Origin of the sequence: Prauserella aidingensis, from assembly GCF_024171865.1 — a bacterium.
GTDB lineage: Bacteria > Actinomycetota > Actinomycetes > Mycobacteriales > Pseudonocardiaceae > Prauserella > Prauserella aidingensis.
The window spans coordinates 63,008-77,798 of the sequence record NZ_JAMTCN010000005.1; the positions used below are offsets into that span (position 1 = coordinate 63,008).

The window sequence follows — 14,791 nt, forward strand, 5'->3', positions numbered from 1 at the left end:
AATGTGGCAAGGCCTTGTCGCGGAGTCGAGGATCACCCTCGAAAGGTCTAACTGAGGTGGACCTTAGTTAGGTTAGGGTAGCCTCTGTCCGACTGTCTCGGCGATAGGACTGGTATGACACAGGGGCTCGCAGGCGATGTACCGGTGTACGACCTGATCGGGGTGGGCTTCGGGCCGTCGAACCTGGCTCTGGCCCTCGCCGTGGCCGAGTACAACGAGACCGCCGCCGAGCCGGTCGCGGCACACTTCGTCGAGAAGCAGGCCTCGTTCGGCTGGCACCGCGGCATGCTCATCGACGACGCCACCATGCAGGTGTCGTTCCTCAAAGACCTCGTCACGCTGCGCAATCCCACGAGCCGGTTCAGCTTCCTGTCCTATGTGCACGAACGCGGACGGCTCGTCGAGTTCGTCAACCACAAGACGCTGTTCCCGCTGCGGGCGGAGTTCCACGACTACTTCGAATGGTGCGCGGCGCGGGTCGCCGACATGGTCTCCTACGGCCGCGAGGTCGTCGCCGTCGAGCCCGTGTTCGACGGCGACGAGATCGCCTACGTCGACGTGCGCTCCGCGTGCGGAACGGTGCAGCGGGCGCGCAACGTCGTGCTGGCGACGGGACTGCGCCCGCGGGTGCCCGACGGCGCCGAACTGTCGGACCGCGTCTGGCACAACAGCGAACTGCTGCACCGGACACCGTCCGTGCCCGCCGACGCGCGGCGATTCGTCGTCGTCGGCGCGGGTCAGAGCGCGGCCGAGGTGACCGCCCACCTGCACTCGACGTTCCCCGACGCCGAGGTGTGCGCGGTGTTCTCGCGGTTCGGCTACAGCCCGTCCGACGACAGCCCGCTCGCCAACCGGATCTTCGACCCGGCGTCCGTCGACGAGTTCTACGACGCACCGCAGGACGTCAAGGACCGGTTGATGGACTACCACGCCAACACGAACTACTCGGTCGTCGACCTGGAGCTCATCGAGGACCTGTACCGGCGGTTGTACCGGGAGCGGGTGCTCGGCAGGGAGCGGCTGCGGTTCTTCCACGCTTCCCGCGCGACCGACGTGGTCGAGACCGCCGACGGCGTGCGGACGACCGTGGAATCGCTCAGCACCGGGGAGAAATCGGTGCTCGACGCCGACGTCGTCGTGTACGCCACCGGCTACCGGCCCGCCGACGTCGACACCCAGCTCGACGGACTCGCACCCCACGTCACGCGGGACGCCCACGGCAGGCCGCGCGTCGAGCGCGACTACCGCGTGCACGGCGCCGCCCTGTCGGCGGGCGTCTACCTGCAGGGCGGCGCCACCGAGCACACCCACGGCATCACGTCGTCGCTGCTGTCGAACAACGCGATCCGCTCCGGTGAGATCCTCGACTCCGTGGTGCAGCGCCGTCACTCGCAGGTGGCGGCCGAGTTCGCCGTCAGCGGGTGCGAGGCATGAGGATCGACGCAGCGGCGACCGAGAACCGCCCACCGACGATGAGGAGTCACCGATGAACCCGTTCGAGGACGACGAAGGCCGGTTCTACGTGCTGGTCAACGACGAGGAGCAGCATTCGCTGTGGCCGTCGTTCGTGGACGTTCCCGCAGGCTGGCGCGTGGTGTTCGGCGAGGACACCCGCGAGGCCTGCCTGCGTTACGTCGACGCCGAGTGGACCGACCTGCGCCCCGCGAGCATTCGCTAGTTCGGTGCCCGTCAGCTCACGGCCTTCAGGCCCACGACGCAGCCGATGATGCCGACGAGGAACAGCACCTTCAGCGGGGAGATCGTCTCGTCGCCGGTCGCCATGGCGTAGACCACCGTGCCGACGGCACCGACCGCCACCCACACCGCGTACGACGTGCCGGTCGGCAGGTCCCGCATCGCGTACGCGAGTCCGCCCATGCTCACCGCCAACCCGGCGAAGAACACCACCGACGGCCACAGTCTCGTGAACCCGGCGGTCTTGCCCAGCGCGGTCGCCCAGACGGCTTCGAACAGTCCCGACACGACCAGGATCAGCCACGACATGACAGGCCCCTTTCGACGGCCGTCTTGTCGCGCTTCCGGGTACGGCTCCCTCGTCCGGGAACCCTGATTCGGGTTCTGCATCCGGTTCTACAGATTCGCGGCCGTCATGGCAGCGATCCCGATCACCATGGTGCTCGACACCACAGCGGTGCCCAGACGCCCGCGTGGACCGGAGACCCTCCGCCCCAGCGCCGAACCGGCGGACGCCAGCGTCAGCTGCCAGCTCGCCGACGCCGCGAACGCCGCGACGACGAACACCGCCGACCGGGCAGGCCCGTCGAGGTCGGCGCCGTCGCCGAGGATCAGTGCCGTGAAGTAGGTGACCGTCGTCGGGTTGAGGCCGGTGAGTGCCAGGAGCGCCAGGTAGGCGTGCCCGGGCGTCGCCGGTGTGCCGCGCAGCGGTTCGGCCGGGCGCCCGTCCGCGTGCCGCCGGTGTGCGGCGATCGCCGAGCCCCCGATCACCCCGGCGATCACCACCAGCACCACCGCGGACGTCCACCGCAGCGGTGTCGCCACGGGCTGTAGGACGTCCGCCACGGCGCGCCCGCCCACCACGGCCAGCAACGCGTATCCGCCGTCCGCGGTCGCGACCCCGAGAGCCGCCGCCACCGCGACGCGCCGTCGGCTGTGGGCCGCGAGGGTGACCAGGTACGCGCCGACCGCGCCGACGGGGATCGCGATGCCGTATCCCGCGGCGAGGCCGGCCAGCAGTGCCCCGCCCACAGCGGAACCGCCGGTCATCGTCGCGTGGCGGTCGACCTCCCGTCGTGCTGCCGCTGTCGCTGCGCCACGACGCCTCGCGCGCACGGCACGTCGTCGGCGGGCACACCGTGGCGCGGGAGGCCGCCGACGGGGACACCGTCGGGAAATGCCGGGCGGAACGCGGTACGTGGCCAGGTCATGCGCGCACCCTGTACGCCCGCTGCCGTCCGGTGCAACGGATTTTCGCGGCCCCGTCCCCGTCCCCGGTCCCGGCCCCGGCCACCCCGGTTCCGGCTCCGGCCCCGGCCACCCCGGTCCTGGCCCCGACCCCGGAACCGGCATCGGGAACGGCCCGAGCGCAGGCACGCGCGCTCGAGCCCCCGGATGCACAACACGCACCCCCGAATCCGCAACACGCACCCCCGGATCCGCAACACGGGCTCCCGAATCCGCAACACGCGCCCCGGGATCCGCAACACGGCGTTGCGTGGGGAGACACACGTCGTGGCGCGTCACCCGATTGGTTAGCCTCACCTTATGTCGTCGACCGCCGGAGCCGAGCCCGGAGCCCGCACCTCGTCGGGCACACGCGCCGCCGGCAGCGCTCCCACCACGGGCGGAGCGGCCCCCACCACGGGCGGAGCGGGTCCCACCACGGGAGGAGGGGCTCCCACGGACGGGGCGGCCACCCGTGGCCCGACCGCACGGGGGACCGTCGCACGCGGTGTCGGGTTGCTGGTGGCGGCCGGGGTGCTGGTGCTTCTCGCGCTGGCGAGCGTGTGGTTCGGGTCGAAGGGCATTCCCTTCCTGCAGACGTGGGACCTGCTGTGGCACGCCGACGGATCGGACGCGTCCGTGGTGATCCACGAGTACCGCATCCCGCGCACGATCCTCGCCGTGCTCGTCGGTGCGAGCCTCGGCCTCGCGGGCGCGCTCATGCAGGCGCTCACCCGCAACCCGCTCGCCGACCCCGGCCTGCTCGGCATCACGATGGGCGCCTCGACCGGTGTCGCACTGGCACTGACGTACCTGGGCATCACGACCGTGCTCGGCTACGTGTGGCTCGCGTTCGCGGGAGCCGCCGTCGCGAGCGTCGTCGTCTACGCGCTCGGCAGCGCGGGCGCGCGGAATGCCACGCCCGAACGGCTCGTGGTCGCCGGTGCCGCCGTCACCGCGGTGCTGTTCGCCGTCAACAGCGGGCTCATGCTCACGGCGCCGGACGCGTTCGAGGAGTTCCGGCGCTGGCAGGTCGGGTCGCTGTCCGGCCGCTACTACGACGTCCTGATGCCCGTGCTGCCGTTCATGGCCGTCGGCGTCGTGGCGGCGCTGCTGCTGATGCGCCCGCTCAACGCCCTCGCCATGGGTGACGACCTCGGCCGCGCGCTGGGCGCTCACCCGGACCGCATCCGCATCGCCGGGGCCGTCGCGATCACCCTGCTGTGCGGTGCCGCCACGGCCGCCGTCGGGCCGATCGGGTTCGTCGGCCTCGCGGTGCCGCACGTCGCCCGGTTCCTCGCCGGACCCGATCAGCGCTGGGTGCTGCCGTACTCGCTAGTGCTCGCGCCCGTGCTGCTCGTCGGAGCCGACCTGGTGGGCCGCGTCGTCGCACCGCCCGCGGAGATCCAGGTCGGCATCGTCACGGCGGTCGTCGGTGTGCCGGTGTTCCTCGTCCTGTGCCGCAAGCGAAAGCTGACGTCCCTGTGACCCCGCCGACGACCACCGACCCCGAAGCCCCCGACGCCACGGAACCGACGACTTCCGGTCCGCGGCGGGCAGGATCCGGGCCCGTCACCGGCCGCGTCGTCCGTGCGGGCGGCCTGTCGCTGCGCCTCGCGCCGCGCACCCTCACCGTCGCCGTCGTCGTCGCGGTGCTGCTGGCCGCCGTCATGATCGTGACGCTCACCGCGGGCGAGTACTCACTGACCCTCGGCCAGGTGCTCGCCTCCCTCGCGGGCCGCGGCGACGAGACGGGTGACTTCGTCGTCTACACGCTGATGCTGCCGCGACTGCTGGTGGCCGTGCTCGTGGGCGCGATGCTCGCCGTGAGCGGCGGGATCCTGCAGACCGTCACCCGCAACTCGCTGGGCAGCCCCGACGTCATCGGGTTCACCAGCGCGGCGGCCACCGGTGCGCTCGTCGTCATCACGGTGCTGGGCGGCACGATGCTGCAGGTCTCGCTCGGCGCGCTGGTCGGCGGCATCGTCGCGGCGCTGCTGATCTACGTGCTCGCCTACCACCGCGGCGTGAGCGGGCTGCGGTTCGTGCTGATGGGAATCGGCATCAACGCGCTCGCCGTCGCCGCGAACTCGTTCCTCATCACGCGCGCGAGCCTGCACGACGCCCTCACCGCGCAGGCGTGGCTCGTCGGCAGCGTCAACTCACGCGGCTGGGAACACGTCGTCGCGGCCGCCGTCACCCTGGCCGTGCTGCTGCCGGTGGCGCTGTCGCGGACGCGGTCGCTGTCGATGATGGAACTGGGCGACGACACCGCGAGCGCGCTCGGCGTGCGCACGGGGCGCGACCGGACGGTGCTGATCGGCGTGAGCGTGCTGCTCGCGGCGTTCGCCGTGGCCGCGGCGGGTCCGATCACGTTCGTCGCCCTCGCCGCACCGCAGCTCACCCGCAGGCTCACGCGCGCGTCGGCGCCCGGCCTGGTGACGACCGCGCTCGTCGGGGCACTGCTGCTGGCCACGGGAGACCTGCTGGTGCAGCAGCTGTTCCCCGCGGCGCAACTGCCCGTCGGAACGGCCACGGGCTGTGTCGGCGGGCTCTACTTGATCTGGCTGCTGGCGTCGGAATGGCGCGGAAAGGGCAGGTACGCATGACGAGGCTGCGCGCCGAGGACCTCACGCTCGCCTACGACCAGGCGACCGTCGCGAAGGGACTGTCCGTCGACATCCCCGACGGGTCGTTCACCGTGATCATCGGCCCCAACGCGTGCGGCAAGTCGACGCTGCTCAAGGCACTCGCACGGATGCTGAAACCCCAGGCGGGCGCGGTGCACCTCGACGGCAAGGCGATCACGTCGCAGCGGTCGAAGGACGTCGCCAAGCGGCTCGGCCTGCTGCCGCAGTCGTCGACCGCGCCGGGCGGCATCACCGTCGGCGACCTGGTCGCCCGCGGCCGGTACCCGCACCAGAGCGTGCTCCGGCAGTGGTCGGCCGAGGACGAGGCGGTCGTCGCCGAGTCGATGCGGCTCACCGGTGTCGCGGGACTGGCCGAGCGGGTCGTCGACGAACTGTCCGGCGGCCAACGGCAACGCGTGTGGCTGGCGATGGTGCTGGCCCAGCAGACGCCGATCCTGCTGCTCGACGAGCCGACGACGTTCCTCGACATCGCCCACCAGCTCGAGGTCCTCGACCTGTGCGCCGACCTCCACGACGACGGCGAGCACACCCTCGTCGCCGTGCTGCACGACCTCAACCAGGCGTGCCGCTACGCCACGCACCTCGTCGTCATGCGTCCCGGCGGGGTCGTCGCCGCGCAGGGCGAGCCGTCGGAGATCGTCACCGCCGACCTCGTCGAGGACGTGTTCGGCCTGTCGTGCCGCGTCATCGACGACCCCGAGACCGGCACGCCGATGATCGTCCCCGCGGCCCGCACCACCCGGTCCGAGTCGGCGGCACGGGAAGGGCTGGAGCCACGGGCGTCACAGCACCATGGTCCGGTTGCCGTGCACGAGGACGCGACCCTCTAGGTGCCACCGCAGGCCGCGCGAGAGCGTGACCTTCTCGACGTCGCGGCCCTTGCGGATCAGGTCGTCGACCGAATCGGTGTGGTCGACCCGCATCACGTCCTGCTCGATGATCGGCCCCGCGTCGAGGTCGGCCGTCACGTAGTGGCACGTCGCGCCGACGAGCTTCACCCCGCGCTGGTGCGCCTGGTGGTACGGGCGCGCGCCGACGAACGACGGCAGGAAGCTGTGGTGGATGTTGATCGCCCGGCCCGCCCACGCCTCGCACAGCTCCGGCGGCAGGATCTGCATGAACCGCGCCAACACCACCGCGTGCGGATCGTGGGAGTCGACCAGCTGCGCCACCTGCGCGAACGCCTCGGACTTCGACTCCGCGTCCGTGCCGAACGGCACGTGGTGGAACGGGATCCCGTGCGCACGCGTGATGTCGGCGAGGTGCTCGTGGTTGCCGATCACCGCGGCGACGTCGACGTCCAGCTCCCCGGAGGCGACCCGCCCCAGCAGGTCGTACAGGCAGTGGCCCTCCTTCGACACGAGGATCACCACGCGCCTGCGTTCGGCGCTGTCGAGGACCTTCCAGTCGGCCTCCGCGCCCAGCGACCGCGCGATACCCGCGAACCGCGCGCGCAGCTCGTCGATCTCGAACGGGATCGACTCGGCCGTCACCACCTGCCGGGTGAAGAACCATCCCGTGTCCGGGTCGGTGTGATAGGCCGAATCGGTGATCCAGCCGCCCAGTTCGGCGAGGAACGACGAGATGCGGGCGATGATCCCCGTGCGGTCGGGGCAGCCGAACTTGATGACGTACTTACGCGTATCGGGCACGGCCACCCATTATCCGCCGCCGGTGTTCGCGCTGGTCAGGGGGTCTCGAGTGGGTCCAGCAGCTCGGCCTCGCCGGTGATCGACACGTCGGCGGGCCTGCGCCACAGCCGCTTGTAGACGGCGTCCGAGTCACCGCTGAGCGTGACGTCGGGTTCGGCAGGCGCCGCGAGCGCGGGCCGCTGCCCGGGCGCGAGCGTCAACGACCACAGCCTGCGGGCGTCCTCGGCGTGCACGAGCACCGTGCCGCTCGCCTCGACCGCCGACCAGTCCGCGCCCCTGCGGTGGATGATCATCGACAACGCCTCGTCCACACCGTCGGCCGCGAACGCCGTGTCGAACGTCGTCACCTCCTGGCCGCCGGCGAGTTCCACGTCGACGCGGTGGATGGCGACCTCGTGCGCCTGCCGTCGGGCCCACGCGTCGAGATTCGCCTCGTAGAACGGGAACAGCATCTGTGCGGGCGTGTCCGGACCGGCGTCGAAGGCGCGCCGCAGCTCCGCACGCTTGCCGTCCCACCAGGGAACGATCTCGTCCCACTCCTTCGGCGGGCGTTCGCCGCGTGCCTCACTGCCGTCCGGGTCGGCGACGCATGCCAGCACCCACGCCTGCACCGCGGCGACGTGCCTGACGAGACGTGCGACAGTCCATTCCGGACACGTCGGCACGGTCGCCTCCGGTCCCGCCGTCAGCGCCGCCTCCCGCAACGCCTCGCCCTGCTCGTCGAACGCCGTCAGCAGCGCCTCGTAGCTCAGCAGGCTGTCGTTACCGTGCAGGTCGGTACTCGTCCGCGCACGGGGACTGCTCTGCGGGCTGGAATTGCTCTGTGGACTGGGGCTGCTCTGCGGGTTGGGGCTGCGGTCCGGATTGTGGTCCGGATTCGTCGGCTCGGTGCTCACGGCGCGACAGTAGCCGCCTGCCGCCCTCGACGAAACCCAAGATCAGCAGGCCCAGCGCGAACGCCACGAGCAGCCCCGCCACCGGATCGTCCGCGAAACTCGCCGCGCCGGCCGCCCCGATCAGCACCGAGTACGCCGCCCAGATCGTCGTGCCCGCCAGGTCGAGGACCGCGAACCGGCCGAACGGATACCTCAGCCCGCCCGTCGCCAACGACGACGCGACCCGTCCCCCAGGGAAGTAGCGGCCCGCGACGATCAACAGCACGGCGTGCCTCCGGAGCCGGCCCTGGGCCCACGCGTAGTTCCGCCTGCCCCGTTCGCTGCGCAGGAGGCGGGACGTGCCGAACGGACCGAGACCGCGGCCGATCCCGTGGCCCGCGCAGTCGCCCGCCCACGCGCCGAGCGCCGCGACCACGGTCAGTCCCGCCAACGCCGGCACGTCGGACGTGCCCAGCAGAACGGCCATCGTGATCACGGTCGACTCGCTCGGCATGAACGGCAGCAGCGCATCCAGCCCCGCGACCGCGAACACCACCAGCCACAGCCACGGCTCGTCGAGGTGGCTCTGCAGCAGCGTGGTGATGTCGTGCAGGAGGTCAAACATGCGCGGCCCCGTGGTCGGCGTGCGTGGTGGCCGCGGGGCGGGACGCGGCGTCTCCCTGGACGGCGTGCTGCGCGCGGTGGGCGAGGGTGCGGCGGTCGCCGGTCGGGCCGAGGGCGTCGTGGACGTCGACGTCGACCTCGAGCTCGCGGGCCCTGACGACGCGGACCAGTGACGCCGCCAGTCCGTCGTCGCCGACGAACGCCGCGATCGTCGACGGTTCGCCGCGCTGGCGGTACGTCAGCGTGACCGGCCGTACCGGGGCGCCGGCGTCGAGAGCCGCCTGGAACACCGCACGGCGGAACGGTCCGCCCGGGGCGCTGCACCACGTCGTGGCCTCGGGGAACACGACGACCGTCTCGCCCGCCCGGAGTCGTTCGGCGACGGCGCCGACCGAGGCGGGCAACCCGCGCAGCGACCACCGGTCGAGCAGCAGCGTGCCCATCCGCCGCGCCTGCCCGCCGACGAACGGCCAGCCCGCGACCTCACGTTTCGCCAGGAACCGCACCGGCTCGAGCGTCAGCAGCGCCGGAATGTCCAGCCACGACACGTGATTCGCCACGACGAGCGTCCCCACGCCGTGTTGCGCTTCCCGGGCGCCGTGTTGCGGTCTCCGGGGCGCGTGTTGCGGATTCGGGGGTTCGTGTTGCGGGTTCACGGTGAGCGGGCCGGTGGCGGTGAGCGCGACGCCCAGGGCGTCGAGGGCGGCCGCGGCCCGGTGCCGGACGTCGGTGACACCCCGGTGGTCGATGTCGCGGTGGTGGTCGGTGTCGTCGAGGAGCGTGCTGGTCAGGACTTTCGCGAGGGCCACGGTTCGCCGCACGCTCTCCATGGTGCGCACCGGCGGCAACCGGTGCGTGACGCACCGGGGAGTGCACGGTGAACTTGCCCGCCACGGGTTGGCCCCTGCGTTCACCGGTCGTCTCCGAGGAGGTAACGCAGGTAACGGTCGTCGACGTCGGCGAGTGGCAGCAGGACGTAGAAGTCGGCGACGTCGAAATCCGGATCGTGGGCGGGCGGTCCGCACACCCAGGCGCCGAGGCGCAGGTATCCGCGCAGCAGAGGGGGCAGGTCGGCGTACCGCGGGCGGTCGGAGGCGCGCGGCGGCAGCCACGGCCGGTGCGGGCGTACGCGGTACTCGGCGGGGGAGGCGTGCCGGGTGGAGGCGAGGTGCCAGGCGCTCGTCGCCGCGTGTCCGCCGTCGCCGAGCGGCACCGACGCGCAGCCGCCCAGGTGGCCGTGGCCCGCGAGGAGCGTGTACCGCGCGAGGGCCGACCACATCAGCGTGATGACGGACCCGTTGCGGTGCGCAGGCGCCACGCACGAACGGCCTGCCTCGACGATGTCGCCCGCGAGCGGTGCCAGGTCGGCGAGGTCGAACTCGGTCGCCGAATAAGGGACGGGAGAGCGGTGCGGCGGCAGGATCCGGTACGTGCCGACGAGTTCGCCGGTCGGCTCGTGGGTGACGACGAGGTGATCGCACAGCTCGTCGAACGCGTCCGCGTCGACCCCCGCGTGTCCTGCACTCGGCACCGTGTGTTCTGCGTTCGCGTCGCCGTGTTGCGGATCTGGGGGCTCGTGTTGCGGGTTCGGGGGCTGGTGTTGCGCGTTCGTGGGGCGGTGTTGCGGGTTCGCGTCACGGTGGTGCGACGGGTTGACGCCGTGGGTGGTGGTCAGGTCGGCGCCGAGTTCGCCGGCGAACACGGTGGCGCGGAGTCGTTGCGCGGCGCGGATCTCCTCGCGGCTGTCGGCGATGCGGGCCGTGTAGGTCCGCGTCGATGCGGTCGACAACACGGGCATGGCGCTCTCCGTTCCTGTGGCGTTCGGGTGTGTACAGGACGAGAAAAGCACCGACGAAACGTCGTTGACCAGGTGGTTCGTTCGATATCAGGGACATGTAGGGGCGTTCCCCGACGTCTGTGGTGGGGCTGTCCCCACCACACTGCCCGCCTCCTTTCCACCGCGCGCGTCCTGCGTTCGGACACCCGTGTCCGGGCATACGGCGCGTCACCCCGAGGCCGCAACACGGCCTCCGGAAAACGCAACACGGTCCCCGGAAAGCGCAACACGCGTACGGAGGTCGCTCAGAAGGCACTGACGGTCGTCGGTGTGCGTTCGGCGCGGGCCAACGCACTGATCAATCGTGCCTGCCCATGGCGTTCCGTGGCCAGATCTGCCAGGAGATGGAGCACCGGTGCGAACGCCTCCGTGGGAAAGGTCGGCGTGTCGACGTCAACGCTGCATGCGAGATCGTCGGCATGAACGACGATCTCCACGAGGCGCGTGAGCAGGAAATCGTCGCGACGAAGGCTCCACCCCTGCCACGGGATCGTGACGACCGCTCGAGCTCGGTCGCTGCGCAGCAGAACGTCGGCCCGGGCGAACGCCTCTCGGCACCTGCGCACCATGGCGTCGAATCCGGCAGCCGCCTCTGATTCGTCGCGGGTACGGTCGTTCGCCGGGTCGTCGAGCGACTCGGCCAGCACCCAGGGCGCGCGTCGGTAGTGGTCCGCAGCCCCGTCGACCGGCGGGCCCGTCGCGGGAACGGGCAGAACCTCGGCGGCACGGACGAGTTGCCGGCCGAGGTGGCAGGCGAGCATGCCGACGGTCATGCGCTCGAGAGAACTGTCGGCATCCCAGTTTCGTTCGACGGCCGGGTCCGCCACGAGGTCGAGCGTGATCTGTGCGGCGGCGAGGAAGGCGCGGTCCCGGGTGTCCATGCGGCGATCGTAGGGGCCTCCCGGGCCCCGGAACCTGCAACACGATCCCCTGGAAGCGCAACACGGTCCCCGGAGACCGCAACACGACCCCCTGGAAACGCAACACGGTCCCCGGAGACCGCAACACGCGTACGGAAACGGTGCAGGACACGCGGGGTCAGCGTGGGGCGACGGACGTCCACGGGACGGTGAGTTCGCCGAGGCGCCAGCGCGCCGGGCGGTTCAGGACCGGCCAGCCGGACGCGGCCAGCAGGCGTACCGTCTCGGTCCAGCGCGCCCGCGGGCCGTACGCCGAGAACGGTGCCGCCGTCGCCCAGCATCGGTCCACACGCGACAGGAACTCGTGGACTCGCTCGCCCGGAACATTGCGGTGTATCAACGCCTTCGGCAACCGTTCCGCCACAGTGGACGGACGCTCCAACGAGGCGACTCGGCACGACAGCGTCAGCGACACCGGCCCGCGACGCGACACCGTGGCCCACGTGCACACCCTGCCGATCTCGTCGCACGTGCCCTCGACGAGCAGGCCGCCGGGGATGATCCGCTCGAGCATCGCCCGCCAGGACGGTTCGACGTCCGACTCGTCGTACTGCCGCAGCACGTTGAACGCCCGCACCACCGCGGGCCGGGCGCCGGCGAGTTCGAACCCGCCGCGCCGGAAGTCCAGTACCGGCGGTGTCGCCGCCGCCTGGCCCGCGGCCACTCGCTCCGGGTCGAGTTCCAGTCCGAGCACCCGCACGTCCGGCACCGCCGCGCGCAACCGCGTGGCCAGCTCGACTGTCGTGACGGGCGATGCGCCGTAGCCGAGGTCGACGACCAGCGGTGAGGACTCCGAACGCAGGGCACGCCGGACGCCGAGGTCGGCGGTCAGCCAGCGGTCGATGCGCCGCAAGCGGTTCGGGTTGGTGGTTCCTCTGGTCGGCGAGCCGAGCGGCTCGGCGCGCTTCAGCTGCGCGCGAGCCACGACGTCGTGAAGTCGGCCTCCCGCTCGAGCAGCGTGGTGACCTGCTCCGCGATCAGCCCTTCGAGCTTGCCGCCCACCAGCGGGATCTTCACCGTCACCTCGCCGCGCGTGACCTGCCGCGCGGCCGCCTCGCCGTCCGGCTCCACCGACACGGTCCCGGTGATCTCGCCCGGAATGCCGTCGACCTGCGCGCGGATCGTGCCCTCGCCGCCGCGCCAGACGTGCTCCCTGCGCACCATGAGGTCGCCCGACACGAACTTCTGCGCCACCGACGGCAGCTTGTCCGCGGGCACGCCCTGCACCAGCGTGTACCGCACCTCGTCGCCGTCGACCGTGTGCTCCTCGAGCGCGGCGCCGGTGCCGCCGATCTCGGCCAGCCGCGCGTGCAACGCGGCCTCGTCGGACTGGGCGGCGACGACGTCGGCGACGGAGGCGGGGAACGTCGCCCGATGCTCGATACGGGAAGCCATGGCCGGGACAGTACCGTTACGGGATGTGAGCACTGTCGAAACGCCCACCTGCCGCGACCTGCGCAACTACACGACACTGCGCCTCGGCGGGCCCGCGCGCCGGTTCGTGACGGCGAACACGTCCGCCGAACTGACGGCCGCCGTCGGCGACCTCGACGCGGCGGGTGAGCCGGTCCTGCTGGTCGGCGGTGGCTCGAACCTCGTCGTGTCCGACGCCGGGTTCGACGGCACCGTCGTGCGGATCGCCGCCACCGGGTGGGACGGCGCGACCGTGCAGGCCGGGCAGGACTGGGACGCCTACGTCGCCGCGACCGTCGCCGAGGGGTACGGCGGGCTGGAGTGCCTGTCCGGGATCCCCGGGTCGGCCGGCGCCACGCCCATCCAGAACGTCGGCGCGTACGGCTGTGAGACCAGCGACGTGCTGCACTCCGTGGAGCTCTACGACCGGGCCACGGGTGAGGTCCGCACCCTCGCCGCCGACGAACTCGGCTTCGCCTACCGCACGAGCGTGCTCAAGGGCACCGACGACGGGGTCGTGTTGTCGGTGCGGTTCGACCTCCGCGAGGACGGCCTGTCCGCGCCGATCCGCTACGCCGAACTGGCCCGCACCCTCGGCGTCGACGTCGGCGACCGCGTGCCCGCCGCGCAGGTGCGCGAGGCCGTGCTCGGGCTGCGCCGCGGCAAGGGCATGGTGCTCGACCCCGACGACCACGACACCTGGAGCGCGGGCTCGTTCTTCACCAACCCGATCGTGCCCGAGGAGCAGGTCGGCGAGGTACTGGGCAGGATCGCCGGCGTCGTGGGCGACGACGTGTCCGTGCCGCAGTACCCCGCCGACGGTGGTGTGAAGCTGTCCGCGGCGTGGCTCATCGAACGCGCCGGGTTCACCAAGGGGCACGAGGGCCCTGGCGGACGGGTGTCGCTGTCGACGAAACACACGCTCGCCCTGACCAACCGCGGCGAGGCCCGCACCGACGACCTGCTCGCACTGGCCCGCGAGGTGCGCGACGGTGTGGTGGCCGCGTTCGGCGTCACGCTCCGTCCGGAACCGCTGCTCATCAACTGCGAACTGTGAGCGCCCGCCCGCCGGCCCGACCACCGCTCCTCACGGACACGCTGACGCGTGCCTGCCCTTGGGGGCGAGAAAGACCTGGGGGCGCCCGCCGTCCCCGAACCGTCACTCGCGGTGGAACGTCCTGCCGTCGAGCTGGGCGCGGGGCTTCATGACGATCTGGTCCAGGTTGACGTGCGAGGGCCTGGTGGCGGCGAACGAGATGACGTCGGCCACGTCCTCGGCCGTCAACGGCTGGTAGCCCTCGTAGACCTTCGCCGCGCGGTCGGCGTCGCCGTCGAACCGGTTGACGGAGAACTCGGTCTGCACCGCGCCGGGAACGATCTCCGTCACGCGCACCGGGTCGCCGAGGTGCTCGGCGCGCAGCGTCTGGTGCAGCGCCGTCTGGGCGTGCTTCGACGACGTGTAGCCCGACCCGCCGGGGTACACGCCGTGGCCCGCGATCGACGTCACGGTGATGACGTGCCCGTCACCGGACGCGACGAGCTTCGGCATCAGCGACTTCGTCATGCGCAGCGTGCCGAGGACGTTCGTCTCCCACATCCAGCGCCAGTGATCCTCGTCCGCCTCGTCGACCCGTTCCAGTCCCTTCGCACCGCCTGCGTTGTTGACCAGCACGTGGCACTCGGGAACCCGCTCGACGAACGAGGCAACCGAATCGGCGTCCGTGACGTCCAGCGTCAGGGCGGTGCCCGACGTTTCCTCGGCGAGCGCTTCGAGCTTGTCGACCCGGCGTGCGCCGAGGACGACGTGGAACCCGGCTCGGGCGAGAGACCTGGCGGTGGCGGCGCCGATTCCCGCACTGGCGCCTGTGATGACTGCGGTTCGAGTGGTCATGGTCCG

The 14,791-nt window shown here is 71.7% G+C and carries 17 protein-coding genes and 1 riboswitch; of the genes, 6 read left to right on the forward strand and 11 right to left on the reverse strand.

Translation table 11 applies throughout. The annotated features are described in order from the left end of the window. Positions 1-114: 114 nt before the first annotated feature. Both LY13_RS07925 and LY13_RS07930 read left to right on the forward strand, forming a co-directional pair. Positions 115-1,434 (forward strand): lysine N(6)-hydroxylase/L-ornithine N(5)-oxygenase family protein, encoded by a 1,320-nt coding sequence (locus LY13_RS07925; protein WP_253827656.1) that lies wholly within the window; start codon positions 115-117, stop codon positions 1,432-1,434. 52 nt (positions 1,435-1,486) lie between these two features. Next, positions 1,487-1,678, forward strand: coding sequence for an MbtH family protein (locus tag LY13_RS07930; protein WP_183646605.1), 192 nt, complete (start codon positions 1,487-1,489; stop codon positions 1,676-1,678). A gap of 11 nt (positions 1,679-1,689) precedes the next feature. Here LY13_RS07930 and LY13_RS07935 read toward each other — a convergent pair whose 3' ends face one another. Together LY13_RS07935 and LY13_RS07940 are read right to left on the reverse strand one after the other, a co-directional pair. Further along, positions 1,690-2,004, reverse strand: a complete 315-nt coding sequence (locus tag LY13_RS07935) for a DMT family transporter (protein ID WP_253827657.1) — start codon at positions 2,002-2,004, stop codon at positions 1,690-1,692. 14 nt (positions 2,005-2,018) lie between these two features. After that, positions 2,019-2,083: riboswitch (guanidine-III (ykkC-III) riboswitch) on the reverse strand. Positions 2,084-2,091: 8 nt separating this feature from the next. Then, the gene (locus LY13_RS07940) at positions 2,092-2,745 is read right to left on the reverse strand and encodes a LysE family transporter (RefSeq protein ID WP_253827658.1); all 654 of its coding nucleotides are present in this window, start codon (positions 2,743-2,745) and stop codon (positions 2,092-2,094) included. Positions 2,746-3,243: 498 nt separating this feature from the next. On the opposite strand from LY13_RS07940, the gene LY13_RS07945 reads away from it, so the two are divergent. Genes LY13_RS07945 through LY13_RS07955 form a run of 3 tightly spaced genes read left to right on the forward strand, consistent with a single transcriptional unit; the run spans position 3,244 to position 6,403 of the window. Then, on the forward strand, positions 3,244-4,410 hold the full coding sequence (locus LY13_RS07945; RefSeq protein WP_253827659.1) for a FecCD family ABC transporter permease: 1,167 nt from the start codon (positions 3,244-3,246) through the stop codon (positions 4,408-4,410). Continuing rightward, positions 4,407-5,531, forward strand: coding sequence for a FecCD family ABC transporter permease (locus tag LY13_RS07950; RefSeq protein ID WP_372493789.1), 1,125 nt, complete (start codon positions 4,407-4,409; stop codon positions 5,529-5,531). The genes LY13_RS07945 and LY13_RS07950 overlap by 4 nt, the downstream gene beginning before the upstream one ends. Further along, a complete protein-coding gene (locus LY13_RS07955; RefSeq protein WP_253827660.1) occupies positions 5,528-6,403 on the forward strand; it encodes an ABC transporter ATP-binding protein in 876 nt (291 codons plus the stop codon). The genes LY13_RS07950 and LY13_RS07955 overlap by 4 nt, the downstream gene beginning before the upstream one ends. On the opposite strand, the gene purU is transcribed toward LY13_RS07955, so the two are convergent. The 8 genes from purU to LY13_RS07995 all read right to left on the reverse strand — a co-directional run bounded on the left by purU (position 6,356) and on the right by LY13_RS07995 (position 12,876). Further along, on the reverse strand, positions 6,356-7,231 hold the full coding sequence (purU, locus tag LY13_RS07960; RefSeq protein ID WP_253827661.1) for a formyltetrahydrofolate deformylase: 876 nt from the start codon (positions 7,229-7,231) through the stop codon (positions 6,356-6,358). The two genes, LY13_RS07955 and purU, sit on opposite strands and share 48 nt — an antisense overlap. A gap of 29 nt (positions 7,232-7,260) precedes the next feature. Continuing rightward, positions 7,261-7,998 carry a maleylpyruvate isomerase family mycothiol-dependent enzyme gene (locus LY13_RS07965; protein WP_308216290.1) on the reverse strand — a complete coding sequence of 246 codons (738 nt, stop codon included), beginning with the start codon at positions 7,996-7,998 and terminating at the stop codon, positions 7,261-7,263. Further along, a complete protein-coding gene (locus tag LY13_RS07970) occupies positions 7,988-8,725 on the reverse strand; it encodes a DedA family protein (protein ID WP_253827662.1) in 738 nt (245 codons plus the stop codon). Before LY13_RS07970 ends, LY13_RS07965 begins: the two co-directional genes overlap by 11 nt. Beyond that, positions 8,718-9,545, reverse strand: a complete 828-nt coding sequence (locus LY13_RS07975; protein ID WP_253827663.1) for a lysophospholipid acyltransferase family protein — start codon at positions 9,543-9,545, stop codon at positions 8,718-8,720. Before LY13_RS07975 ends, LY13_RS07970 begins: the two co-directional genes overlap by 8 nt. An 89-nt stretch (positions 9,546-9,634) precedes the next feature. Beyond that, positions 9,635-10,522 (reverse strand): GNAT family N-acetyltransferase, encoded by an 888-nt coding sequence (locus LY13_RS07980; protein ID WP_253827664.1) that lies wholly within the window; start codon positions 10,520-10,522, stop codon positions 9,635-9,637. Positions 10,523-10,806: 284 nt separating this feature from the next. Next, positions 10,807-11,442, reverse strand: a complete 636-nt coding sequence (locus LY13_RS07985; RefSeq protein ID WP_253827665.1) for a maleylpyruvate isomerase N-terminal domain-containing protein — start codon at positions 11,440-11,442, stop codon at positions 10,807-10,809. A 157-nt stretch (positions 11,443-11,599) separates the two neighbouring features. After that, positions 11,600-12,406: a class I SAM-dependent methyltransferase gene (locus LY13_RS07990; protein ID WP_253827666.1), complete on the reverse strand. Its 807-nt coding sequence runs from the start codon at positions 12,404-12,406 to the stop codon at positions 11,600-11,602. Beyond that, positions 12,388-12,876, reverse strand: a complete 489-nt coding sequence (locus tag LY13_RS07995) for a DUF2505 domain-containing protein (RefSeq protein ID WP_253827667.1) — start codon at positions 12,874-12,876, stop codon at positions 12,388-12,390. Before LY13_RS07995 ends, LY13_RS07990 begins: the two co-directional genes overlap by 19 nt. A 25-nt stretch (positions 12,877-12,901) precedes the next feature. On the opposite strand from LY13_RS07995, the gene LY13_RS08000 reads away from it, so the two are divergent. After that, complete coding sequence (locus LY13_RS08000; RefSeq protein WP_253827668.1) at positions 12,902-13,951, forward strand: UDP-N-acetylmuramate dehydrogenase; 1,050 nt, start codon at positions 12,902-12,904, stop codon at positions 13,949-13,951. Between the two features lie 102 nt (positions 13,952-14,053). On the opposite strand, the gene LY13_RS08005 is transcribed toward LY13_RS08000, so the two are convergent. After that, positions 14,054-14,785 carry an SDR family oxidoreductase gene (locus tag LY13_RS08005; protein ID WP_253827669.1) on the reverse strand — a complete coding sequence of 244 codons (732 nt, stop codon included), beginning with the start codon at positions 14,783-14,785 and terminating at the stop codon, positions 14,054-14,056. Positions 14,786-14,791: the final 6 nt, after the last annotated feature.